The organism is Rhodococcus sp. PBTS 1 (assembly GCF_001620025.1).
GTDB lineage: Bacteria > Actinomycetota > Actinomycetes > Mycobacteriales > Mycobacteriaceae > Rhodococcoides > Rhodococcoides kroppenstedtii.
In genome coordinates, this window is the sequence record NZ_CP015219.1 from 1388142 (window position 1) to 1411070 (window position 22929).

Sequence of the window (22929 nt, forward strand, 5' to 3'; positions counted from 1 at the left end):
TTTTCATGACCGTTCGTCACGACCCGATCCCGGCCGACTCCTCGTCGGCCGACGCGACCCTCGATCCGGCACCGCGGCCTCACGCCAGTGCCGAGGAGGTCGCGGCCGCACGCTCGGACACCAAGCTCGCCCAGGTGCTCTACCACGACTGGGAAGCCGAGACGTACGACGACAAGTGGTCCATCTCCTACGACCAGCGCTGCATCGACTACGCCCGCGGGCGGTTCGACGCCGTGGCGGGCGATCAGCCGCTCCCGTACGAGCGGGCGTTGGAACTGGGCTGCGGCACCGGCTTCTTCCTGCTGAATCTGATGCAGAGCGGGGTCGCCGCGACCGGTTCGGTGACCGATCTGTCGCCGGGCATGGTCAAGGTGGCTCTGCGCAACGCCGAGAACCTCGGCCTGCCGGTCGACGGCCGGGTGGCCGACGCGGAGACCATCCCGTACGACGACGACACGTTCGACCTGGTCGTGGGTCATGCCGTCCTGCACCACATTCCGGATGTGGAACAGTCGCTGCGCGAGGTGCTGCGGGTGCTGAAGCCCGGCGGACGCTTCGTCTTCGCGGGCGAGCCGACCACCGTCGGCAACTTCTATGCGCGCTGGCTCGGCCGGGCGACGTGGGAGGCGACGACGCGCGTGACCAAGCTGCCGTTCCTCGCCGACTGGCGTCGTCCGCAGCAGGAACTCGACGAATCCTCCCGCGCCGCGGCGCTCGAAGCTGTCGTGGATCTGCACACGTTCGACCCCACGGAGCTCGAGGAGATCGCGACCGCCGCGGGCGCCGAGGACGTGCAGGCGAAGACCGAGGAGTTCGCCGCCGCCCTGCTCGGGTGGCCCGTGCGCACGTTCGAAGCGGCCGTGCCGGCGGAGAAGCTGGGCTGGGGATGGGCGCGGTTCGCTTTCACCGGCTGGAAGTCGCTCAGCTGGCTCGACGAGAAGGTGCTCCACCACGTGGTGCCACGCGGCTACTTCTACAACGTGATGATCACCGGCACCAAGCCGCTCGCCGCCGACTGACTCGGTGGGCTACGCGTTCGACCTCGACGACGTCGAGTACCTGGCGGGTGCGGTGGAGGCGCTCGCCGAGGTCGACGAGTACGCACTGACCCCGACCTCCCTGATCGGTGACCTCGCGCGGGTGCGCGCCCGCTTCGGAGCTCGTGCCCCGGCCCTGGTGGAGACGGTGACCGTCCGGCGCAAGGCACGCAGCAAAGTGGCGGCCGCCGGATCCTGGCTCCTGACCGACGACGCCGTCCAGCAGGCGACGCCGGACGCGGTGTCGGCGCACCGCGCGCACCGGCTCGCCGGTCGCGTGATCCACGACGTCACCTGTTCGATCGGCACCGAGCTGCACGCGCTGCGGGCTAGGGCGGCATCGGTGGTGGGCAGCGACCTCGACGTCGTGCGGCTGGCGATGGCGGCGCGCAACGTGCCGGACGTTCCGGTCCTGCGCGCCGACGCGCTGACGCCCGTGACCCGCGGGACGGTGGTGCTGGCGGACCCCGGTCGACGGGCGGGCGGACGCCGACTGCGTGACCCCGCGGCACTCGAACCCCCTCTGCCGCACCTACTCTCGGCCTACGCGGGGCGTGACCTCGTGGTGAAGTGCGCGCCGGGGCTGGATTTCGATCGGCTGCCGACGGACGCGGAGATCGAGGTGGTCTCGCTCGACGGTGCCGTGCGCGAGGCATGCCTGTGGACGGGCTCGGTCGCCGAGCCCGGGGTGCGACGACGCGCGACGGTCCTGCGTGCGGGGTCGCCGCCGGTGTCGCTGGTGGACACCGACCCGGACGAGATCGACGAGCGCCCGCCGGGTCGGTACGTGATCGACCCGGACGGCGCCGTGGTGCGGGCCGGACTGGTCCGGCAGTACGCCGCCCGGCACGGTCTGTGGCAACTCGACCCTCGGATCGCGCATCTCTCCGGCGACCGCATCCCGCCGGACACGTCGGGCTTCGAGGTTCTGGATCGGCTTCCGATGCAGGAGAAGCAATTACGGAAGGAACTCGCGCGCCGGGACTGCGGCTCCCTCGAGATCCTGGTGCGCGGGGTGGACGTCGACCCGGCCGTGTTGCGATCGAAGCTGGGGTTGCGCGGGTCCGCGCCACTGTCGCTGGTGATCACCCGGATCGGCCGCAGTGCGGTCGCGTTCGTGTGCGGACCCCGCACGGTCAGCGATCAGCGGACCCCGCAAGTCGGCGATCAGCGGACCCCGCAAGTCGGCGATCAGCGGAACGAATAGAGCGTCCCGAGCCCGACGGGAACCACCACCGCACCGTCCGAGCCGACGACGACGCCCGGGCTGTACCCGGCGGCGCCCGGGAGCGCGTCGGTGTCCACGGTCTCGCCGGTGGCGAGATCGACGGTGGTGAGCGACAACTCGTCGGTGCCGGTCACCGCGTATACGGTGGAGCCGGCGACGGCGGGGGCGCCGGCTTGCACGAGATCCTCACGCTCCCACACCAGTTCGGGTGCGTCGCCGGTGTCACGGACCGCCCGCAGCACCGAGCCGGCCCCGCCGGACGGAACCAGGGTGCCGTCCGGCGACACGGTCACGCTGCCCGCCGCTCGGTCGCCGACGAAGTAGGTCCAGACCTCCCGGCCGTCGGCGGTGTCGTACGCGCGCACGGAACCCTCGACGTCCGTCGTGTAGAGACGGGAACCGTCCGGGGAGAGAACGGGACTCGACGTGACGGCGGACGGGAGCAGGTCCGAGGACCATTCCTCGGACCAGCTCGGCTCGGGCCCGGCGGTGTAGCGCAGCGCGACCACCTGCGGCGCGATCGCGCCCTCCCGCCACAGCACCACGTAGACGATGCTCGCCTCGAGGTCGACGGCCGGCGCGGCGGCGACCGGACAGGCGGGGCCTCCGCCGAGGCAGGCCACCAGCCCGTCGTCGGCGGCGCGCAGCTCGGTGTCGGGCGCCGTGAGGGGGTCGGGGGTGGGAATCAGATCGAGAATCGGGGCCTCGGGCCGTCCGCTCTGGTTGGACAGCACGTTGACCTGGCCGAACTGCGTGATCGCCAGCAGGTTGCCGTCGGGCAGGAACTGGGGGGTGCGAGGAACGCCGTACACCGGTGTGAGCCAGCGGGTCTGACCGTTCGGGTTGACCGACACCACGGCGCCGTCCTCGCCCGCGTAGAGGTTGGACGCGGTGTCGGCGACGGGGGTGGACGACACCCCGGACGGGCCGAGCCCGTTGCAGAAACGCTTCCGGCCGGACTCGCCCTGGAAGGAGCCCAGGGGACAGTTGCCCGAGGCCGCCAGCGAGGCGGTGATCTGCCCGTTCGGCGCGACGGACGGTCGGGTCGCGATCTCCGCGCCGAGCGGACGGGTCCACTCCAGGTCCAGATCGCGGCTGCCGTCGGTGGTCACGGAGGCGCTGTTGTGGGCATCGGAGAGGCCTCCGCGCCAGCCGGTGTCACCGAAGATGTCGATCGGACCGTCGCTCGATCCGCAGGAGGCGATCACGCCCGCGACGGCCAGCAGGGCGACCACCGAGCGAGCGCGCACCGGGCGTCGGGTCCGGTGCGGGTACGCGTCGGGCATGCAGGCTCCTGCCGGGTCGGATCGGGGCATCGCGATGCTATCGGACCGGCCGTCCCGGCCCGGGGTCCGGCCGCGTCCGGGGCACGGCCCGTGTGTGCGGTGCGTCGATCGACGCCGATTAGGGTGACCGGTCATGACGAGCATGTGGAACGCCCCACTGCGGTCGCGGTGGCGCGGGTCGCGGCGACGTGACCCCGATCAGGCCCGGTTCCTGACCCTCGCGTCGCTGCGCTGGGTCCTCGCCCACAAGGCGTACACGCCCTGGTACCTGGTGCGGTACTACCGCCTGGCGAAGTTCAGGGCCGCCAATCCGCACGTCGTGCTGCGCGGCATGGTGTTCCTGGGCAGGAACGTCGAGATCCACGCGACCCCGGAGCTGGCCCGTCTCGAGATCGGGCGGTGGGTCCACATCGGCGACGGCAACGCGATTCGGTGTCACGAAGGGTCCCTGCGCATCGGCGACAAGGTCGTCTTCGGCAAGGACAATGTGGTCAACACCTACCTCGACATCGAGATCGGCGCGTCCACCCTCGTCGCCGACTGGTGCTACATCTGCGATTTCGACCACCGCACCGAGGACGTCACCGTCCCGATCAAGGACCAGGGCATCGTGAAGTCGCCCGTGCGGATCGGGCCCGACACGTGGATCGCCGCCAAGGTCACGGTGCTGCGGGAGACCGTCGTCGGCCGCGGATGCGTGCTCGGGGCCCACGCGGTGGTCAAGGGTCACGTACCCGACTACGGGATCGCCGTGGGCGCCCCGGCGCGAGTGGTGCGCAACCGGAAGGCGGACTGGGAGGCCGGCGCTGCCGATCGCGCGAAGTACGTCGCCGCGCTCGAGGACATCGCCCGCAAGAAGGCGGCCGGCACCACCGACCTGCCGGGCTAGCTCGAATCCCGTTCCGGCAGCGGCCGTTCGACGACGTGCGGCCGCGCGTACGGGGTGCGGACGCGGCGCTTCGCGGCAGCGAGGATCGTGGCGGTCTCGCGGGCGACCGTCGACCACGCGAAGTCGGCGGTGAGCCGTTCGCGGGCGGCGTCGACGAGGGCTCGGGTGCGCTCCGGCTCGTCCAGGGAGCGCCGCACCGCGGTGGCCAGCCCGGCCACGTCGCCGGGAGCGAACGAGCGACCCGTGACCCCGTCGGTGACGGCTTCGCCGAGCCCGCCCGCGGTCGAGGCGACGAGGGGAATGCCGGCGGCAGCCCCTTCGAGCGCGATGATGCCGAAGGGCTCGTACCGACTGGGGAGCACCAGGACGTCGGCTCGATGCAGGTGGGCCAGCACGCCGTCGTGATCGGCGGACCCGGCGAAGGCGACGGACCGCCGCACGCGGTGCGCGCGGGCGAGTTCGATCAGGTGATCGCGCTGGGTGCCGTCGCCGACGATCGTGAGAGTGGTGCCGGGGTGGGTCCGGCGCAGGCGGGGGAGGGCCGCGATCAGGTCCTGCACGCCCTTCTCGTACTCGAGCCGGCCCACGTAGAGCAGGGCGGGTGCGCGCCCGGTCGGTCCATGGGGGCGGAACGTCCAGGTCGAGGTGTCGATCCCGTTGCGCACGACGTGCATCGGTCCGGGCGGGGCGAAGAGACGAGCGACCTCGTCGTCCATCGACGCGGAGCAGGTGATCACCGCGTCGGACTCCTGCGCGAGCCACCACTCGATCGAGTGCACCTGCCGGTTCACCCGGCCCGACACCCAACCGCTGTGCCGGCCGGCCTCGGTGGCGTGGAAGGTGGTCACCAGGGGCACGTCGAAGAACTCGGCGAGGGCGATCGCTGGGTGCGCGACGAGCCAGTCGTGGGCGTGGACGACGTCGGGAACCCATCCCTCGCCGACGCCCGGCTTGGACAGCGCCAGCCCGGCCCGGACCATCGCGTGACCCAGCGCGAGGGTCCACTCGATCATGTCCACGCCGAACGCGAAGTGGGCCGGATCCTCGGCGACCGCCACCACGAGAACCCCGTCGGCCACGACGGCCTCGGTGGGGTGGGTGGACCCGTCGGTGCCCGTGGGTCGACGGGCGAGGACCACCACCTCGTGGCCCGCGGCGGCGAGTGCGGTCGCGAGATGGTGCACGTGCCGTCCCAGGCCGCCGACGACGACGGGCGGGTACTCCCAGGAGACCAGCAGGACTCTCATCGCACCCCTTCCCGACGACGCGTGACCCCTCCGGTCGGTGCCTCGCTCGTCGGGAGCCTACGGGCATCGAGGTCGGGAAACAGCCCGTCGGCGACGCTCCATCCCGCGGCGAGGCGGGCGGCGGCCGCGTGGTGTCCGGACGTGCGTGCGGCCGCGATTTCCCGCACGGCGTGCGCGTGTTCGTGCGCGCGATCGCGCGCGTACTGCGCCGCCGAGTCCTTGCTCACCATGAACGCCCAGTCGCTCGACACGGTGAGCAGCGCCTCGCGCAGGATCTGATCGGCGGTCCGGTCCCGTCCGGCGGCCTCGGCGGGGCCGCGGGCGTCGACGGCGTCCAGGGCGGAGGCCGTCACCTCCGCGTTCAGTCGCACCAGGTCCTGCACCGGGTCCCCGGCCCACACGCGCCAGTCCTTTCCGGACCCCCACGAGGTGTTCGGAAGGTCCGCCGGCTCGCCGACGAACCCGGCCGCACGCGCGGCGGTGAGGGTGCCCACCTGCACGCCGGCCTCGGGGAGGGCGCGCAGAACGGCCTCGAGCCACTTGGGACCCTCGTGCCACCAGTGACCGAACAGCTCCGTGTCGAAGGCCGCCGTCACCAGCGCGGGGCGTCCGGTGCGCGCGTGTTCGTCGTGCAGCCGACGCCGAACCACGTCGACGAAGTCGCGGACGTGGTCCTGCAGAGCCGCGGCGGCGAGGTCCGGTGCGTACGGGGCCTTGTCGGGACCGGCGACCGTCCGTCCGGTGACCCGCACGATCTTGAGGCCGGTCCCGTGGTCGTAGGTGTGGAAGTCGCGGTACGCGGCGTGACCGGGGTAGCCGGACTTCGGCGACCACACGCGGTAGCTGACCGGTAGATCCCGCCCGAACGCGACCACGTCGGTGTCGCCGACGGGCCGGCCGAGCGTGGTGTCGCCGCGCAGAGCGGGCCCGTCGACCAGGAAGTGGCTCACCCCGGCCGCCGCGTAGTCCCGCTCCATGCCGGCGGTGAAGGCGCATTCCGGCGCCCAGATTCCGTCGGCTCGTCGGCCGAGGCGCCGAGCGCCGTCGCGCAGACCCTCCGCCAGCGAGAACGTCCGCAAGCGCGGATCGAGCAGCGGCTGGAACGGGTGCATCAGGGGTCCGCCCAGCAGTTCGACGGCCCGATCGTCGACCAGGCGACGGAGCACGGGCGACGCGCCGTGGCGCCACCGGGTCTCGAACTCCGCGAGGGCGTGCTCGGCCTCGCGGTACTCGCGGCGGCCCGCCTCGCGGCGGTCGGCATCCCGTGACGTCGCCGCCTCGGCGGCGCGCAGCGACCAGTTGCCGAGCCAGTGGTGCATGCCGTCGAGAGCGTGCGGATCGTCGAGCTGCGCCGCGAGGACGGGCGTGATGCCCAGGGTCAGCAGATCGGTCCGGCCTTCCGCCGACAGCCGCCGCAGAACGTCCACCACCCGTAGGTAGGAGCCGGCCCACGACTGGTAGAGCCATTCCTCGCCGACGGGCCACCGACCGTGATGGGGGAGCCACGGCAGATGCGAATGCAGTACCAGGGCGAACATTCCGGGCACCCGCCCCGCGCCGGACTCGGTCACGGAGCGAGCGGGCTGCGCGCGACGATCAGCAGGTCGAGGCTCGCGTCGAGGTGGTCGTCGGTGAGGTGGAAGTCCTCGGTGCCGATGCCGGCGACGTCGCGGGCGAGCTCGTCGGGCCACGGCTCGCCGGCCAGCGCCCGATCGATCTGGGCGTCGACGAACGAGCCGCCGTGCCGGCGGTCGAGTTCCTGCAGGGTCGGCCCGTGATGGACCCCGGTGAGCTGCTCCACCTCGAACCCGCCGGCGACGATCAGATCGGTCAGCTCCGCGGGATCGAGTTCGCGGGTGTGGAACGGGTTGAGCGGGGTGTCCCGGCCGGGGGAGAACGTGATGCGGTTCGGCGTACTCATGATGAGAACGCCGCCCGGGGCCAGGACCCGGCGGCATTCGCGAACGAAGCGGTCCTGGTCCCAGAGGTGCTCGATCACCTGCAGGGTGACCACGACGTCGATCACTCCGTCGGCGACGGGCAGGTCCACCAGGTTGCCGCGGGTGATGTCGACGGCGGGGTAACGGACGGCGATGTGGTCGGCGGCCGAGACGTCGTAGTCGACGCCGACGACCAGACGGGCCGACTCGGCGATCAGGTCGGCGCCGTATCCCTCGCCCGGCCCGGCCTCGAGGACGGTGCGTCCCGCGCACCGCGGCGCGATGTGCCGGTAGACCACCTCGTGGCGTCGGAACCAGTAGTTCTCCTCGGCGATCCCGGGGACCGTTCGTTCGCCCGTGAGCGGGAGAGGATCTCCGTTCCGGGTCGGCGCTGCCGGTGTCGCGTCGTTCATCCGGGCGAGAGTAGTTCGTGACGCGACACACCCGGACAGGCGGGGAGGAGGGGTTGAAAAAATCTGACGGCGGAGTAAGTTACCCACCAGTAACCCTCGATGGGGTAACGTCCTCGTCACAGCGGGAGGATGTGGACACACCCACCGCACGCACCGGGAACGTCGGGCGACCGTCGCCGACCTACCGGTGGGTAGTGATCGGACCGGATCGTCACCAACACGACTCAGGAGGTCGACGCAGACCCATGACGAACATCGTCGTACTGATCAAGCAGGTCCCGGACACGTGGTCCGAGCGCAAACTCTCCGACGGCGACTACACGCTGGACCGCGAGGCCGCGGATGCCGTGCTGGACGAGATCAACGAGCGCGCCGTCGAGGAAGCGCTGCTCATCAAGGAGCGCGACGGCGGCGAGGTCAAGGTCCTGTCGGCCGGCCCCGACCGCGCCACCGAGGCCATCCGCAAGGCCCTGTCGATGGGCGCGGACAGCGCCGTCCACGTCAACGACCCCGCCATGCACGGCTCCGACGCCATCCAGACGGCGTGGGCACTGGCCGCCGCACTGGGGCAGGTCGAGTTCGAGAACGGCGAGGCCGCGGATCTGGTCATCGCCGGCAACGAGGCGACCGACGGCCGCATCGGCGCCGTCCCGGCCATCATCGCCGAGTACTTGGGCATCCCGCAGCTGACGCAGATGCGCAAGCTCGTCGTCGCGGACGGCAAGGTCTCCGGCGAACGTGAGACCGACGAGGGCGTCTTCGGCCTCGAGGCCGAGCTCCCCGCCATCGTCTCGGTCACCGAGAAGATCAACGAGCCGCGATTCCCGTCCTTCAAGGGCATCATGGCCGCGAAGAAGAAGACCGTGCAGGTGCTCACCCTCGCCGACATCGGCGTCGAGCCGGAGACGGTCGGCGTGGACAACGCCGGCACCACGGTCACCAACGTCACCCCCAAGCCCCCCAAGACGGCCGGCGAGCGCGTCACCGACGAGGGCGACGGCGGCACCAAGGTCGCCGACTACCTGGTCTCGCAGAAGATCATCTAGTCACCCCCGTCCATCGCCCGACCCGAACCACAGGAGAGTCAGTCACATGGCAGAGGTACTGGTCCTCGTCGAACACGCCGACGGGGCACTGAAGAAGGTCACCACCGAACTCATCACCGCGGCACGGGTTCTCGGTGAACCCGCCGCGGTCGTCACCGGCGCGCCCGGCACCACCGACAAGATCGCCGACGCGCTCGCCGAGGCCGGCGCGGCCAAGATCTACGTCGCGGAGTCCGACGACGTCGACGGCTTCCTCGTCACCCCCAAGGTCGACGTGCTCGCCTCGCTCGCCGAGTCCGCGTCGCCCGCCGCGATCATCACCTCGGGTGGCATCGAGGGCAAGGAGGTGGCGGGACGTCTGGCCGCTCGCCTCGGCGCCGGACTCCACCAGGACGTCGTGTCCGTGAGCGCCGACAAGTCCGCCACCTACTCCATCTTCGGCGGTGCTTTCACCGTCGAGGCCAAGACCAACGGCGACGTGCCGGTCATCTCGGTGCGCCCCGGCGCCATCGAGGCCGAGCCGCAGGCCGGCGCCGGTGAGCGCGTCGACGTCGAGGTCCCGGCCCAGGAGGAGGCCGTCGTCCGCGTCGTCTCCCGCGACCCGATCGTCGGTGGCGACCGTCCGGAGCTCACCGAGGCGTCCGTCGTCGTCTCCGGTGGCCGCGGCGTCGGCAGCGCCGACAAGTTCTCCGTGGTCGAGGAGCTCGCCGACTCGCTCGGTGCCGCCGTCGGCGCCTCCCGCGCCGCGGTCGACTCCGGGTACTACCCCGGTCAGTTCCAGGTGGGCCAGACGGGCAAGACCGTCTCGCCGCAGCTCTACGTCGCCCTCGGCATCTCCGGCGCCATCCAGCACCGCGCCGGCATGCAGACGTCCAAGACCATCGTCGCGGTCAACAAGGACGAGGAAGCTCCCATCTTCGAGATCGCCGACTACGGCGTGGTGGGCGACCTGTTCGACGTCGCACCCCAGCTGACCGAGGCGGTCAAGAAGCGCAAGGGCTGACCCCGCAGTCCCCGGGCCGGGCCCCGTCACCGAATCAGGTGACGGGGCCCGGCTCGTTTGGCGAATGGTCACGTAGCTGCCACGAACACGGCACACGGGTGTGGCCGCCCGGACGTTCGGGCGCGACAGATTCGGGCCATGACCGTTCGATCGATCTCGACGACGTCACGACCCGACACGCGAGCGCTGCTCGCTCCGCCCGATTCGCGAGCGCTGCTCGCTCTGCCGAGTTCGCGAGCGCTGCTCGCGGACCGCCACTACTCCCTCCTTCTCGGCTCCACCCCGGATCACGCCAGGGCCGCCCAGCGACTGCGCGCCGACGTCTTCGGCTCCGAACCCGGTTTCGCCGCCACCTCGTTCGTCGACGGCCTCGACGTCGACCGCTACGACGAGCACTGCGATCACCTGCTGGTCGTGGAGAACGAGACGGACGCCGTCGTCGGCTGCTACCGGATGCTCACCCCGACCGGCGCGGAGCGCGCCGGCGGCTACTACACCGCCACCGAGTTCGACATCAGCGAACTGCGAGCCTTCGAGCTCGGCACCGTCGAGATGGGCCGCGCCTGCGTCGACCGCGAGCACCGCAGCGGAGCCGTGCTCGCGTTGATGTGGTCCGGCATCCTGCGGTACCTCGACCTGGGCGGACACGACCGCGTGATGGGCTGCGTCTCGGTGCCCATGGATCTCGGTGACGGTGCGCCCGTCGGAGCGCACGTGCGCGGGGTCCGCGACCTGGTGTCGTCACGTCATCGCAGCGCGCGCCGGGCGTACCCGCGCACACCGGTACGGGTCGACGGGGTCGACCTGCAGGACATCGCGCCGCCGGCGCGAACGGTGGTGCCGCCGCTGCTGCGCGGCTACCTGCGCATGGGCGCGTCGATCTGCGGCGAGCCCGCGCACGACCCCGAGTTCGGGGTGGCGGACTTCGTCGCCCTGCTGCACATGGAGGACGCCAACGTGCGCTACCTCGAGCGGCTCCGATCGGCGGCCGGTGCGGTGCCGGACCGGCCCTCGGCGGCCGGCGGCGACCGGTGACCCACGCCTGGATGCCGGCCAGCCCCTGCGGGACCGGATGCCGGACGGCCCCGGTGGCCACCGCCGGCACTCTGCGCGTCGTGCTGCGTTGCGTCCTCGTCGTCGCCCTGCTGCTGGTGTTCCCGCTCCTGCTCGCCGGCCGGGTGCTGCCGGCTCCGGGCCGTCGCGCCGCCGCCCGTATCGGTGCGCGCGGGATGCTCGCCGCACTCGGCATCGGACTCGACCGGCGGGGAGACCGGCCCGCCGAGTCCGGCGTCGGCACCCTGGTGGTCGCTAATCACGTCTCCTGGACGGACATCCTGGTCCTGGCCGCGTGCTTCCCGTGCCGGTTCGTGGCCCGCGCCGACCTGGTCGACTGGCCCGTTCTCGGGCTGCTGGCGCGCGTCGTCAAGGTGATCCCCATCGCGCGCGACCGTCTGCGCGCCCTGCCGGACACCGTCGACGAGGTGGCGGACGCCCTGCGCGGCGGGGCGACCGTCGTCGTCTTCCCGGAGGGGACCACCTGGTGCGGGACGGCCTACGGCCGGTTCCGCCCCGCCCTGTTCCAGGCCGCGATCGAGACGGGGGCGACCGTGCGCCCGGTCGGCATCGCCTACCGGGAACGGACGGGTGCGCCGAGCACCGCCACCGCCTTCGTCGGGGCCGAGGGCATCGGCGAGTCGATGTCGCGCATCCTGCGCCTGCGGGGTGTCCGCGCGGAGGTCGTCACCGGCGCCGACCTGGACGCCGTCGGCGGAGACCGACGCGAGCTCGCACGCCGGGCCGAATCGGTGGTGCGACGCGAGGCGGTAGTCGCCGAGATCCCGCCGCTGCGGGTCACGTCCCACCGACGTCCCGCCGTCGCCGACGCGCACCACGTCGACCGGCACCCCGTGGACGTCCTGCGCGCCGGGTGACGTCCGGCGCGCCGGGTGACGTCCGGCGCGCAGCCGAGGACTGCAGCCTGCTCGGCGCGCGGCCGGACTCGACGCAGCGGCTAAACTGGTCGTCGTCATGCCACGTTCCGGTTCGCCGCGCCCCGTCGGGCCCACGGTCTACCTCGATCACGCCGCCACCACTCCGATGGTCCCGGCTGCGGTCGAGGCCATGGTCGACGTGTTCGGCACCCTCGGCAACGCGTCCTCTCTCCACGGATCGGGCCGAGCCGCCCGGCGGCGCGTCGAGGAATCCCGGGAGTCCGTGGCGGCGGCGCTCGGCGCCCGCCCGTCCGAGGTGATCTTCACCTCCGGCGGCACCGAGTCCGACAACCTGGGCGTCAAGGGCATCTTCTGGGCCCGGCGCGCTGCCGATCCACGCCGCACCCGCGTCGTCACCAGCGCCGTCGAGCACCATGCGGTGCTCGACGCCGTCGAGTGGCTCGAACGCCACGAGGGCGCGTCCGTCACCTGGCTGCCGGTGGAGGCCGACGGCACCGTCACACCGGCCGCGCTGCGCCGCGCGCTCGAGGAGCACGTCGACGAGGTCGCCGTCGTCAGCATCATGTGGGCGAACAACGAGGTCGGCACCGTCATGCCGATCGCCGAACTCGCGGCCGTCGCGGCCGAATTCGACGTTCCGATGCACAGCGACGCGGTGCAGGCGGTCGGGAGCCGCGTGGTCGACTTCGCGGCGAGCGGGGTGTCCGCCCTGTCCATCGCCGCGCACAAGTTCGGTGGCCCGCAGGGCGTGGGCGCTCTGCTGCTGGGCCGGTCCGTGGCGTGCGAGCCGTTGCTGCACGGCGGGGGTCAGGAGCGCGACGTGCGGTCGGGCACTCCCGACGTCGCCGGGGCGGTGGGACTGGCCGCGGCGCTGGCGAACGCCGTCGCGGAGCGCCCGCACACCGAGGCCCGCCTGAGCGCGTTGCGGGACCGGTTCGTCGACGGCATCGTCGCTGCGATCCCCGACGCGCGGATCAACGGCGCGTCCGGCGAGCGTCGGCTGCCCGGCAACGTCCACGTCACCTTCCGCGGCTGCGAGGGTGATTCGCTGCTGATGCTGCTCGACGCCGCCGGCATCGAATGCTCCACCGGGTCGGCCTGCACGGCCGGCGTTCCCCGCCCGTCGCACGTGTTGTTGGCGATGGGCGTCGATCCCGACGACGCGCGGGGCTCCCTGCGGTTCTCGTTGGGCCACACCACCACCGACGCCGATGTCGACGCCGCTCTCGCCGCGCTGCCGCGGGTGGTCGAGCGCGCCAGGGCTGCGGGCATGGCGTCGTCCGTTCGTTCTCGAGGTTAGGAAGACGATGCGAGTTCTGGCTGCCATGAGCGGCGGAGTCGACTCCGCCGTGGCCGCGGCGCGCGCGGTCGACGCCGGGCACGACGTGGTCGGCGTCCATCTGGCGCTGTCGACGGCGCCGGGCACCCTGCGCACCGGGTCGCGCGGGTGTTGCTCGAAGGAGGACGCCGGTGACGCCCGTCGTGCCGCGGACGTGCTCGGAATCCCGTTCTACGTGTGGGATTTCGCGGAGCGCTTCCGGGAGGACGTCATCGACGACTTCGTCGCGGCCTACGCCGCCGGCGAGACCCCCAACCCCTGCCTGCGGTGCAACGAGAAGATCAAGTTCGCCGCCCTGGCCGATCGCGCCGAGGCGCTGGGGTTCGACGCGGTGGCCACCGGCCACTACGCCCGTCTCGAGGGCGGTGTGCTGCGGCGGGCCGTCGACGCGGACAAGGATCAGTCCTACGTGCTCGGCGTGCTCACCGCCCGCCAGCTCTCGCGGTCGATGTTCCCGATCGGGGACACCCCCAAGGCGCAGGTGCGCGAGGAGGCCGCGGCGCGCGGTCTCGCCGTCGCGGACAAGCCCGACAGTCACGACATCTGCTTCATCCCCTCCGGCGACACCCGGGCCTTTCTGGGCGCCCGGATCGGCATCCGTCCCGGCGCTCTGGTCGACGCGGAGACCGGGAGCACCCTGGGGGAGCACGACGGCGTCCACGGCTTCACCGTCGGTCAGCGCAAGGGACTCGGCCTGCCGGGCCCGGCCCCGGACGGCAAGCCGCGCTACGTGACCGCGATCGAGCCGGAGACGGGCACGGTGCGGGTCGGATCGGCGGAGCGGCTGAACGTCCACGGCATCACCGCGTCGGCACCTGTGTGGACCTCCGGCGAGGCGCCCGTCGGCGACGTCGACTGCGTCGTGCAGGTGCGAGCCCACGGCGGAACCGCGCCGGCCACCGCCCGTCCCGGCGACTCGTCCGTCGAGATCACGCTGCACAGCCCGCTGACCGGCGTCGCCCGAGGGCAGGCCGCCGTGCTCTACCGTCCCGACCCGGCCGGGGACGTCGTCATCGGCAGCGGCACCATCGCGGGCACTGTCTCGGAGCGGCCCGCCTCCGTGGGCACGGTCTCGGAGCGGCCCGCCTCCGCGGGCACGGTCTCGGCGATGCCTGCCGTCGCCGGCGATCGATCGGCCGAGTGACCACCCCGACCTCACCCGTGGCCGGCCGGGCCACGGGCATCGGATCGTGGCCGGGAGCCGACATCGGCGAGGCCGTCTCCACCGTGATCGGCGAACTTCCCGACCTGCCCCACGTGGTGGAACTGCCCGCCCGCGGCCTCGGTGCCGACACCGTGGGCCGGACCGGGGCGCTACTGGTCGATCTCGACCTCGACGTCTCGACCACGGGGTACCGGCTCGCCGCCGGCCGTAACGGCACCGCTCGGCGAGCCCGTGACCTGCTGGCCGAGGACCTCGACGTCCTTGAGGAGAAGTGGGAGCTCGCGGGGCTGCGCGGCGCGGGGCGCACCGTCAAGGTCCAGGCAGCCGGGCCCTTCACCCTGGCGGCGGAGGTCGAACTCGCGCGAGGACGGCGGGTTCTCACCGATCGCGGTGCCGCGCGCGACGTGGCCGAGTCCCTCGCCGAAGGGGTGGCCGCGCACGCCGACGAGGTGGCGCGCCGGCTCGAGGCCGACGTGGTGGTGCAACTGGACGAGCCGCAGCTGGCGGCAGTGCTGGGCGGCACGTTGACCGGGCAGACGAGCCTCGAGCGGGTGCCCGCCGTCCCGGCTCCGGAGGTCGTCGACCGGCTCGCCGGCGTGCTGAATCGGATCGGGCGCCCCGTGGTCCTGCACACGTGCGCCGAGGACGTGCCGTTCGAGGTGTTCGGGCGTGCCGGGGTCCATGCCGTCGCGTTCGATCTCGCGCTCGTGCGGCCCGGGCGGTACGACGCCGTGGGGGATTTTATCGACGGCGGCGGGGTCGCGGTGCTCGGGATCCTGTCGGGAACCGATCCGGCGCCGGGCGCGCGGGAACCGGGATGGAAGGACGCGGCCCGTCCCGCGGTCGAGCTGATCGACCGCCTGGGCTTCCCGCGCTCCGTCCTCACCGATCGGGTGGCCGTGTCGCCGGCGTGCGGACTGGCCGGCGCCTCGGCGGGATGGGCCCGGCGCGCGCTCACCGTGGTGCGGGACGTCGCGACGGCGTTCGCCGAGGACCCTGCCGCCCTCTGACCGCAGGTCACCGAGCCCTCCGACCGCAGGTCACCGGGCCTTCCGACCGCAGGTCACCGAGCCTTCCGACCGGGGGGCATCGAGTGCCCGACCGCAGCTCACCGGGTGTGTCGGTGCCCTCCGATAGTCTTCGAGAGTGACGGAGAAGCAGCCCCCACCGTCGGCGCCCGCGAGTGCCGAGGTGATCGCGCAGTGGCAGGAGTTGGCCGAGGAGATTCGCGGTCACCAGTTCCGCTACTACGTGCGGGATGCACCGACCATCTCGGACGGGCAGTTCGATGCGCTGCTGCGGCGGCTGCAGGATCTCGAGGAGCAGTACCCCGAGCTCCGGACGCCGGATTCGCCGACGCAACTGGTGGGCGGTGGCTTCGAGACGGACTTCACGGCCGTCGACCACCTCGAGCGAATGTTGTCGTTGGACAACGTGTTCGACGTCGACGAGTTGCGGGCGTGGATCGGGCGGGTCGAGGCCGAAGCGGGGGCGGACCTGGCCTACCTGTGTGAGGTGAAGATCGACGGTGTCGCCCTGAATCTGGTGTACCGCAACGGCGTTCTCGAGCGGGCGGCCACGCGCGGAGACGGCCGGACGGGGGAGGACGTCACCCTCAATGCCCGCACCATCGACGACATTCCCGAAACTCTCACCGGCACCAAGGAATTTCCCATTCCGTCGCTGCTCGAGGTGCGTGGTGAGGTGTTCTTCCGACTCAGCGATTTCGAGGCGCTGAACGCCTCGCTGGTCGAGCAGGGCAAGGCGCCCTTCGCCAATCCGCGCAACTCCGCGGCCGGGTCGCTGCGGCAGAAGAACCCCGCGGTCACCGCGCGGCGCCGCCTCGGCATGATCTGCCACGGCTTCGGCCGGTTGGAGGGGTTCGAGCCGCAGACCCAGTCCGCCGCGTACGACGCGTTGGCGGCGTGGGGACTGCCCGTCTCGTCGCACACCGTCGTCGCGCACGGTGCGGACGAGGTGGTCGAGCGCATGGAGTACTGGGGCGCGCACCGGCACGACGTCGAGCACGAGATCGACGGACTCGTCGTCAAGGTCGATCGAATGGCGCTGCACCGACGGCTGGGCAACACCTCGCGTGCGCCGCGGTGGGCCATCGCGTTCAAGTATCCGCCGGAGGAGGCCACCACCACCTTGCTCGATATCCGGGTGAATGTCGGCCGGACCGGCCGCGTCACGCCCTTCGCGTTCATGGAGCCTGTCCTCGTCGCGGGATCCACCGTGTCGTTGGCGACGCTGCACAACGCCTCGGAGGTCAAACGCAAAGGTGTGCTCATCGGGGACACGGTCGTCATTCGCAAAGCGGGAGAGGTCATTCCGGAGGTTCTCGGCCCCGTGGTCGACACCCGCACCGGGGACGAGCGGGAGTTCGTCATGCCGACGCACTGCCCGGAGTGCGGCACCGAGCTCGCCCCGTCGAAGGAGGGCGACGCCGACATCCGGTGCCCCAACTCCCGTTCGTGCCCGGCGCAGCTGCGGGAGCGTGTCTTCCACGTGGCCGGCCGCGGGGCGTTCGACATCGAGGTGCTCGGGTACGAGGCCGCGACCGCCCTGCTCGCCGCCGGGGTGATCGAGGACGAGGGCGACCTGTTCGATCTGACCGAGGAGTCGCTGACCCGTACCGATCTCTTCCGTACGAAGGCCGGGGCGCTGTCCGCCAACGGTCGGCGATTGCTCGACAACCTCGGGCGAGCCAAAGACCAGCCGCTCTGGCGGGTCCTGGTGGGTCTGTCCATCCGCCACGTGGGTCCCACGGCCGCCCGCGCATTGGCGGCACGGTTCGGCAGCCTGGAGGCCGTGCGGTCGGCGTCGGAGGAGGAACTCGCCGCGGCGGACGGCGTCGGCCCCACCATCGCGCGGGCCGTGGTGGAGTGGTTCGACGTCGACTGGCACCGCGCCATCGTGGACAAGTGGGCCGCGGCGGGCGTGCGGATGGAGGACGAACGCGACGAGTCCATCGAGCGCAACCTCGAGGGGTTGTCGATCGTGGTCACCGGGTCGCTGGATCGCTACAGCCGGGACGACGCCAAGGAGGCGATCCTGGCCCGCGGCGGCAAAGCGGCCTCGTCGGTGTCGAAGAAGACGGCCTTCGTGGTGGTCGGGGAGTCCCCGGGATCGAAGCACGACAAGGCGCTGCAACTCGGGGTCCCCGTGCTCGACGAGGCAGGCTTCACCGTCCTGCTCGAGCAGGGACCGGAGGCCGCGTCCGCTCTCGTCGCGGACGGGGCGTCAGCCGAGGACGGTGGCGACGATGCCGGCTAGGTAGCCGAGCCGAGCCACCTCGGAGGGTCGGAAGGCCGGCCCACCGGGGCGGCCGAGCACCAGTGCTCGGCCGGTCGACCCGAGCGGCGCCGCGGCCACGCAGGTGTCCATGTCGCGCCACGACTGGGGCAACCCGTCGCGGTCGCCGTCGAGAGTGCGCGCGCCGGTCAGCGGAAGCCACGGCATCGACTGCGCCCGGATCTCGGGCGCGCCGGAGCTCTCCACGACCGTGGTGGCGCCGTTCTCCGTGGCGGCGACGACCACGCTCCACCCCACCCGGAGCACGCGCGGCGCACCGTCCACGAGAGTCTGCAGACGGTCGTCGTGCGCGGCGGCGACGCCGTCGATCAACTCGAGTTCGCGATGGGTGTCCAGTACGCCGGCGTAGGGCCGGATGGCGTCGACGGACACCCCGGACAGCTGTTCCGCGGCCGTGATGAGCGTGTCCGGCAACGAGCCGGGCGCCGTGTCGACAACGAGGTCGTCGACGGCGTAGCCGTGGCCGCGCTCGACCACGTCGAGCGACAGGATGTCCGCACCCACCGAGCCCAGGGCCACGGCGAGCGAACCCAGACTGCCGGGGCGGTCGGGGAGCTTGACGCGCAGGAGGTAGGTCACGCGCACATCCTGTCACTGCCTGCCCGACCTCACGACTCGCACGCGGCCGTGGGGCGCGGCTCCGACGGAACGCGGGCCGGGAACTAGGCTGTGGCGCATGACCGACACCGAAGGGACCGCCCCCGGCGCCGCGATCTCGCGCGACGAGGTCGCCCACCTGGCCCGCCTGTCGCGCCTCGCCCTGACCGAGGCCGAGCTCGACGAGTTCGCCGGTCAACTCGATTCGATCCTCGGCCACGTGAAGGCGGTGTCGGAGGTCGACACCACCGCGGTCGATCCGACCGCGAATCCCCTTGCCGTGACCAACGTCACCCGACCCGACGTCGTGGTTCCCGGCCTCGGACAGGACGGCGCACTGGATCAGGCGCCGTCGTCGGAGCAGGGCCGATTCGCCGTGCCGCGCATTCTGGGAGAAGAGCAGTGACCGACCTGATTCGTCTGACCGCAGCCGATCTCGCCGAGCGCATCCGCACCCGCGAGGTGTCGTCGGAGGAGGTCACCCGCGCTCATCTCGATCGCATCGACCAGGTCGACGGCACCCTGCACTCGTTCCTGCACGTGGCGCACGACGCGGCTCTGGACGCGGCCCGCGCCGTCGACGACTCGCTCGCGGCGGGGAACGAGCCCGCCTCGCCGCTGGCGGGAGTTCCGTTGGCGCTCAAGGACGTCTTCACGACCACCGACATGCCGACCACGGCGGGATCGAAGATCCTCGAGGGGTGGCGCTCGCCCTACGACGCGACCGTCACCACCGCGCTGCGGGCGGCCGGTATCCCGTTGCTGGGCAAGACCAACATGGACGAGTTCGCCATGGGCTCGTCGACGGAGAACAGTGCCTACGGGCCCACGCTGAACCCCTGGGACACCACGCGCGTCCCCGGCGGCTCGGGTGGTGGATCGGCCGCCGCGCTCGCCTCGTTCGAGGCGCCGCTGGCCATCGGCACCGACACCGGCGGCTCCATTCGTCAACCGGCTGCGGTCACCGGCACCGTCGGGTGCAAGCCCACCTACGGCGGCGTCTCGCGGTACGGCCTCATCGCCTGCGCGTCGTCGCTGGACCAGGGCGGCCCGTGCGGACGCACCGTGCTCGACACGGCGTTGCTGCACCAGGTGATCGCCGGACACGATCCGCGCGATTCCACCTCGCTGCGCGCCGACGTCCCGGACGTCGTCGCGGCGGCGCGGGCCGGTGCGAGCGGCGACCTGCGGGGCGTGCGCGTCGGGGTGGTGAAGGAGTTGCACTCGGACGCCTACCAGCCCGGTGTGCTGTCGTCGTTCGACGCCGCCGTGGAGGTGCTCACCTCGCTCGGTGCGGAGGTGGTCGAGGTCTCCTGCCCGTCCTTCGATCACGCGCTGGCGTCGTACTACCTGATTCTCCCGTCCGAGGTCTCCTCGAACCTGGCCCGGTTCGACGCGATGCGCTACGGACTCCGGGTCGGCGACGACGGCACGCACAGTGCCGAGCAGGTCATGGCGATGACGCGTGCCGCCGGGTTCGGCCCGGAGGTCAAGCGCCGCATCATGATCGGCACCTACGCTCTCTCGGCGGGGTACTACGACGCCTACTACGGCCAGGCGCTGAAGGTGCGCACACTCATCGCGCGCGACTTCGACGCGGCCTACGAGAAGGTGGACGTCCTGGTCTCGCCGACCACGCCGTCGACGGCATTCCCGTTGGGGGAGAAGGTCGACGACCCGATCGCGATGTACCTGTACGACCTCTGCACGCTCCCGACCAACCTCGCCGGCCATCCGGCGATGTCCGTGCCGTCCGGTCTCGCCGACGGTCTGCCCGTCGGCCTGCAGATCATGGCGCCGGCGCTCGCGGACGATCGGCTCTACCGGGTCGGTGCGGCGTACGAGGCCGCGCGAGGAGAGTTCCCGCACCCGTCCGGCGTCTGACCCGCACCGCCCCCCACCCGAAGGAGTCGCGATGACCAGGATCGGCATTCTGACCAGTGGCGGGGACTGCCCGGGCCTGAACGCGGTCATCCGCGGCGCCGTGCTCAAGGGCTCCGCGGTGCACGGGCAGGAGTTCGTCGGATTCCTCGGCGGATGGCGGGGACTGGTGCACGGGGAGTCGATTCCCCTGGACCGCAGCGTCGTTCGTGGTCTCTCCCACCAGGGCGGCACCATCCTCGGCACCAGCCGGTTCGGTCCGTACCAGGAGCCGCACGGGGGTGCGGAGAACATTCAACGCACGCTCGACCGGCTGGGGGTCGACGGCGTCATCGCCATCGGCGGCGAGGGCACGGCCAGTGCGTCGAAGCGGTTGTTCGAGGACGGAATCGATATCGTCGGGGTCCCCAAGACCATCGACAACGACCTCGACGCCACCGACTACACGTTCGGGTTCGACACGGCGGTCGAGATCGCCACCGAGGCCATCGACCGGCTGCGGACCACCGGCAATTCGCACGATCGCTGCATGGTGCTCGAGGTCATGGGTCGGCACGCCGGGTGGATCGCCCTGCACTCCGGCATCGCCGGCGGGGCCCACGCCATTCTCATTCCCGAGCAGCCGGAGAGTCTCGAGCAGATCTGTGCGTGGGCGACCAGCGTGCGCGACCGCGGCCGCGCTCCCATGATCGTGGTCGCCGAGGGCTTCACCCTGCCGGACATGACGGAGGCGCACTCGACGAAGGGGCTCGACGGTTTCGATCGCCCCCGGCTCGGCGGAATCGGTGAGTGGCTCGCGCCGTTGATCGAGGAGCGCACCGGAATCGAGACGCGCGCAACGGTTCTCGGCCACATCCAGCGCGGCGGAGTGCCGACGGCGTTCGACCGAGTGCTCGCGACCCGACTCGGCATGGCCATCGTCGACCTCGTCGCCGACGGGGGATGGGGGCAGATGGTGGCCCTTCACGGCACCGACATCGCCCGCGTCGGATTCGACGAGGCTCTCGCGAACCACAAGACGGTTCCGGCGGGGCGCTACCAGGAAATGCGCGTCCTCTTCGGCTAGTAGGCTTCCGTCCATGTCTGTCTCCACCGCATCGCTCCTGGACTACGACGACGTGATCGCCCGGTTCGATCCCGTCCTCGGTATGGAGGTGCACGTCGAGCTGGGTACTGCCACCAAGATGTTCTGCGGGTGCCCCACCGAGTTCGGCGCCGAGCCCAACACTCAGGTGTGCCCGGTCTGCCTGGGCATGCCGGGAGCGCTGCCGGTGGTCAACGCGGCGGCCGTGGAGTCGGCCGTGCGCATCGGCCTGGCCCTCCACTGCGCGATCACCCCGTGGGGGCGCTTCGCGCGGAAGAACTACTTCTACCCGGACCAGCCGAAGAACTACCAGATCTCCCAGTACGACGAGCCCATCGCCACCGAGGGCTACCTCGACGTGGTCCTCGACGACGGGTCCACCTGGCGCGTCGACATCGAGCGCGCGCACATGGAGGAGGACACCGGCAAGTCGCTGCACGTCGGCGGCGCGACCGGTCGAATCGACGGGGCCAGCCACTCGCTGCTCGACTACAACCGCGCCGGCGTGCCGCTGGTGGAGATCGTGACCAAGCCGATCGTCGGTGCCGGGGAGCGGGCGCCCGAGGTGGCCCGCGCCTACGTCACGGCGCTGCGCGAGTTGATCCGTGAACTCGGCGTGTCCGACGTGCGGATGGACCAGGGCTCGCTGCGGTGCGACGCCAACGTGTCGCTGATGGCCAAGGACGCCACCGAGTTCGGGACGCGGACCGAGACCAAGAACGTCAACTCGCTCAAGTCCGTCGAGGTGGCGGTGCGGTACGAGATGCGCCGGCAGGCGGCGGTCCTGCTCGACGGTGGCGAGATCGTGCAGGAGACACGGCATTTCCAGGAGGCCGACGGGACCACCTCCGCCGGCCGCCGAAAGGAGACGGCCGAGGACTACCGCTACTTCCCCGAGCCCGATCTCGAGCCCGTCGCACCCGATGCCGCGTGGATCGAGGAGCTGCGCGCGACCATTCCCGAGGCGCCGTGGATCACCCGCGCGCGCATCCAGAAGGAGTGGGGCTGGTCCGATGCGGTGATGCGGGACGTCGTCAATGCCGATGCGCTGCCGCTCATTTCGGCGACCGTCGACGCCGGCGCGACTCCCGACGCTGCGCGCAGTTGGTGGGTCGCGTACCTCGCCCAGCAGGCCAACACCCTCGGTGTGACGCTGTCCGATCTGTCCATCACCCCGGCACAGGTGGCCCGCGTCGCCGCCCTCGTGGCGGACCGCACGCTGACCAACGCGAACGCCCGGAAGGTCGTCGACGGCGTGCTGGCGGGTGAGGGGGATCCGGATCAGGTGGTCGAGGCCCGCGGTCTCGCTGTGGTGCAGGACGATTCAGCGCTCGAACAGGCCGTCGCCGATGCCCTCGCGGCGAACCCGGCCATCGTCGAGAAGATCAAGGCCGGCAAGGTCCAGGCCGCGGGCGCTCTCGTCGGTCAGGTGATGAAGGCCACCAAGGGTCAGGCCGATCCCGCCCGGGTCAAGGAGCTGGTGCTCGCCGCCTGCGAGTAGCGC

At 71.7% G+C, this 22929-nt stretch carries 20 protein-coding genes; 15 read left to right on the forward strand and 5 right to left on the reverse strand.

What is annotated here, in order from left to right; all coding sequences use genetic code 11:
• The first annotated feature begins 5 nt into the window (after positions 1-5).
• On the forward strand, positions 6-1019 hold the full coding sequence (locus A3Q40_RS06265; protein WP_068100524.1) for a class I SAM-dependent methyltransferase: 1014 nt from the start codon (positions 6-8) through the stop codon (positions 1017-1019).
• Between the two features lie 4 nt (positions 1020-1023).
• Positions 1024-2244: a class I SAM-dependent methyltransferase gene (locus A3Q40_RS06270; RefSeq protein WP_068100525.1), complete on the forward strand. Its 1221-nt coding sequence runs from the start codon at positions 1024-1026 to the stop codon at positions 2242-2244.
• Here the strand turns inward: A3Q40_RS06270 and A3Q40_RS06275 are convergent.
• Positions 2229-3551: an outer membrane protein assembly factor BamB family protein gene (locus A3Q40_RS06275; protein ID WP_068100526.1), complete on the reverse strand. Its 1323-nt coding sequence runs from the start codon at positions 3549-3551 to the stop codon at positions 2229-2231. The genes A3Q40_RS06270 and A3Q40_RS06275 overlap by 16 nt on opposite strands.
• A 133-nt stretch (positions 3552-3684) precedes the next feature.
• On the opposite strand from A3Q40_RS06275, the gene A3Q40_RS06280 reads away from it, so the two are divergent.
• Complete coding sequence (locus A3Q40_RS06280; protein WP_068100528.1) at positions 3685-4440, forward strand: acyltransferase; 756 nt, start codon at positions 3685-3687, stop codon at positions 4438-4440.
• Here A3Q40_RS06280 and A3Q40_RS06285 read toward each other — a convergent pair.
• The 3 genes from A3Q40_RS06285 to A3Q40_RS06295 are packed head-to-tail and all read right to left on the reverse strand — an operon-like array spanning position 4437 to position 8040.
• Positions 4437-5687, reverse strand: a complete 1251-nt coding sequence (locus A3Q40_RS06285) for a glycosyltransferase family 4 protein (protein ID WP_068100531.1) — start codon at positions 5685-5687, stop codon at positions 4437-4439. The two genes, A3Q40_RS06280 and A3Q40_RS06285, sit on opposite strands and share 4 nt — an antisense overlap.
• Entirely contained in the window at positions 5684-7258 is a 1575-nt protein-coding gene (locus A3Q40_RS06290; RefSeq protein WP_068100534.1) for a 1,4-alpha-glucan branching protein domain-containing protein, read from the reverse strand. Before A3Q40_RS06290 ends, A3Q40_RS06285 begins: the two co-directional genes overlap by 4 nt.
• Entirely contained in the window at positions 7255-8040 is a 786-nt protein-coding gene (locus tag A3Q40_RS06295) for a class I SAM-dependent methyltransferase (protein WP_068100536.1), read from the reverse strand. The genes A3Q40_RS06290 and A3Q40_RS06295 overlap by 4 nt, the downstream gene beginning before the upstream one ends.
• Before the next feature lie 245 nt (positions 8041-8285).
• Between A3Q40_RS06295 and A3Q40_RS06300 the strand changes: the two genes are divergently transcribed.
• The 8 genes from A3Q40_RS06300 (at position 8286) to ligA (ending at position 17824) form a co-directional block, all read left to right on the forward strand.
• Positions 8286-9086 carry an electron transfer flavoprotein subunit beta/FixA family protein gene (locus tag A3Q40_RS06300; RefSeq protein WP_068100538.1) on the forward strand — a complete coding sequence of 267 codons (801 nt, stop codon included), beginning with the start codon at positions 8286-8288 and terminating at the stop codon, positions 9084-9086.
• Positions 9087-9132: 46 nt separating this feature from the next.
• Positions 9133-10089 carry an electron transfer flavoprotein subunit alpha/FixB family protein gene (locus tag A3Q40_RS06305; RefSeq protein ID WP_068100539.1) on the forward strand — a complete coding sequence of 319 codons (957 nt, stop codon included), beginning with the start codon at positions 9133-9135 and terminating at the stop codon, positions 10087-10089.
• A 138-nt stretch (positions 10090-10227) separates the two neighbouring features.
• Complete coding sequence (locus A3Q40_RS06310; protein WP_082833789.1) at positions 10228-11124, forward strand: GNAT family N-acetyltransferase; 897 nt, start codon at positions 10228-10230, stop codon at positions 11122-11124.
• Positions 11125-11135: 11 nt separating this feature from the next.
• On the forward strand, positions 11136-12020 hold the full coding sequence (locus A3Q40_RS06315) for a lysophospholipid acyltransferase family protein (RefSeq protein WP_082834091.1): 885 nt from the start codon (positions 11136-11138) through the stop codon (positions 12018-12020).
• Positions 12021-12117: 97 nt separating this feature from the next.
• The gene (locus A3Q40_RS06320; RefSeq protein ID WP_068100541.1) at positions 12118-13341 is read left to right on the forward strand and encodes a cysteine desulfurase family protein; all 1224 of its coding nucleotides are present in this window, start codon (positions 12118-12120) and stop codon (positions 13339-13341) included.
• 7 nt (positions 13342-13348) lie between these two features.
• Positions 13349-14524 carry a tRNA 2-thiouridine(34) synthase MnmA gene (gene mnmA / locus A3Q40_RS06325; protein WP_082833790.1) on the forward strand — a complete coding sequence of 392 codons (1176 nt, stop codon included), beginning with the start codon at positions 13349-13351 and terminating at the stop codon, positions 14522-14524.
• Positions 14521-15555, forward strand: coding sequence for a methionine synthase (locus tag A3Q40_RS06330; RefSeq protein WP_068100542.1), 1035 nt, complete (start codon positions 14521-14523; stop codon positions 15553-15555). Before mnmA ends, A3Q40_RS06330 begins: the two co-directional genes overlap by 4 nt.
• A 136-nt stretch (positions 15556-15691) precedes the next feature.
• Positions 15692-17824, forward strand: a complete 2133-nt coding sequence (gene ligA, locus A3Q40_RS06335; RefSeq protein WP_068100544.1) for an NAD-dependent DNA ligase LigA — start codon at positions 15692-15694, stop codon at positions 17822-17824.
• Here ligA and A3Q40_RS06340 read toward each other — a convergent pair.
• Positions 17792-18442 (reverse strand): amino acid-binding protein, encoded by a 651-nt coding sequence (locus tag A3Q40_RS06340; RefSeq protein ID WP_068105443.1) that lies wholly within the window; start codon positions 18440-18442, stop codon positions 17792-17794. The two genes, ligA and A3Q40_RS06340, sit on opposite strands and share 33 nt — an antisense overlap.
• Before the next feature lie 97 nt (positions 18443-18539).
• Between A3Q40_RS06340 and gatC the strand changes: the two genes are divergently transcribed.
• From gatC to gatB, 4 genes are read left to right on the forward strand one after another with little or no spacing between them, the layout of a single operon-like run.
• Positions 18540-18866, forward strand: a complete 327-nt coding sequence (gatC, locus tag A3Q40_RS06345; protein WP_068100546.1) for an Asp-tRNA(Asn)/Glu-tRNA(Gln) amidotransferase subunit GatC — start codon at positions 18540-18542, stop codon at positions 18864-18866.
• Positions 18863-20344, forward strand: coding sequence for an Asp-tRNA(Asn)/Glu-tRNA(Gln) amidotransferase subunit GatA (gatA, locus tag A3Q40_RS06350; protein WP_068100547.1), 1482 nt, complete (start codon positions 18863-18865; stop codon positions 20342-20344). The genes gatC and gatA overlap by 4 nt, the downstream gene beginning before the upstream one ends.
• A 31-nt stretch (positions 20345-20375) precedes the next feature.
• A complete protein-coding gene (locus A3Q40_RS06355; RefSeq protein WP_068100549.1) occupies positions 20376-21407 on the forward strand; it encodes a 6-phosphofructokinase in 1032 nt (343 codons plus the stop codon).
• 13 nt (positions 21408-21420) lie between these two features.
• A complete protein-coding gene (gatB, locus tag A3Q40_RS06360) occupies positions 21421-22926 on the forward strand; it encodes an Asp-tRNA(Asn)/Glu-tRNA(Gln) amidotransferase subunit GatB (protein ID WP_068100550.1) in 1506 nt (501 codons plus the stop codon).
• Positions 22927-22929: the final 3 nt, after the last annotated feature.

What these genes read in the sequence shown, in the direction of transcription:
- gatC (WP_068100546.1), top strand. Translation starts at nt 18,540, where the DNA reads ATGACCGACACCGAAGGGACCGCCCCCGGCGCCGCGATCTCGCGCGAC.
- A3Q40_RS06300 (WP_068100538.1), top strand. Translation starts at nt 8,286, where the DNA reads ATGACGAACATCGTCGTACTGATCAAGCAGGTCCCGGACACGTGGTCC.
- A3Q40_RS06295 (WP_068100536.1), bottom strand. Translation starts at nt 8,040, where the DNA reads ATGAACGACGCGACACCGGCAGCGCCGACCCGGAACGGAGATCCTCTC.
- A3Q40_RS06355 (WP_068100549.1), top strand. Translation starts at nt 20,376, where the DNA reads ATGACCAGGATCGGCATTCTGACCAGTGGCGGGGACTGCCCGGGCCTG.
- A3Q40_RS06275 (WP_068100526.1), bottom strand. Translation starts at nt 3,551, where the DNA reads ATGCCCGACGCGTACCCGCACCGGACCCGACGCCCGGTGCGCGCTCGC.
- A3Q40_RS06280 (WP_068100528.1), top strand. Translation starts at nt 3,685, where the DNA reads ATGACGAGCATGTGGAACGCCCCACTGCGGTCGCGGTGGCGCGGGTCG.
- A3Q40_RS06305 (WP_068100539.1), top strand. Translation starts at nt 9,133, where the DNA reads ATGGCAGAGGTACTGGTCCTCGTCGAACACGCCGACGGGGCACTGAAG.
- gatB (WP_068100550.1), top strand. Translation starts at nt 21,421, where the DNA reads ATGTCTGTCTCCACCGCATCGCTCCTGGACTACGACGACGTGATCGCC.
- mnmA (WP_082833790.1), top strand. Translation starts at nt 13,349, where the DNA reads ATGCGAGTTCTGGCTGCCATGAGCGGCGGAGTCGACTCCGCCGTGGCC.
- A3Q40_RS06265 (WP_068100524.1), top strand. Translation starts at nt 6, where the DNA reads ATGACCGTTCGTCACGACCCGATCCCGGCCGACTCCTCGTCGGCCGAC.
- A3Q40_RS06315 (WP_082834091.1), top strand. Translation starts at nt 11,136, where the DNA reads ATGCCGGCCAGCCCCTGCGGGACCGGATGCCGGACGGCCCCGGTGGCC.
- A3Q40_RS06320 (WP_068100541.1), top strand. Translation starts at nt 12,118, where the DNA reads ATGCCACGTTCCGGTTCGCCGCGCCCCGTCGGGCCCACGGTCTACCTC.
- A3Q40_RS06285 (WP_068100531.1), bottom strand. Translation starts at nt 5,687, where the DNA reads ATGAGAGTCCTGCTGGTCTCCTGGGAGTACCCGCCCGTCGTCGTCGGC.
- A3Q40_RS06310 (WP_082833789.1), top strand. Translation starts at nt 10,228, where the DNA reads ATGACCGTTCGATCGATCTCGACGACGTCACGACCCGACACGCGAGCG.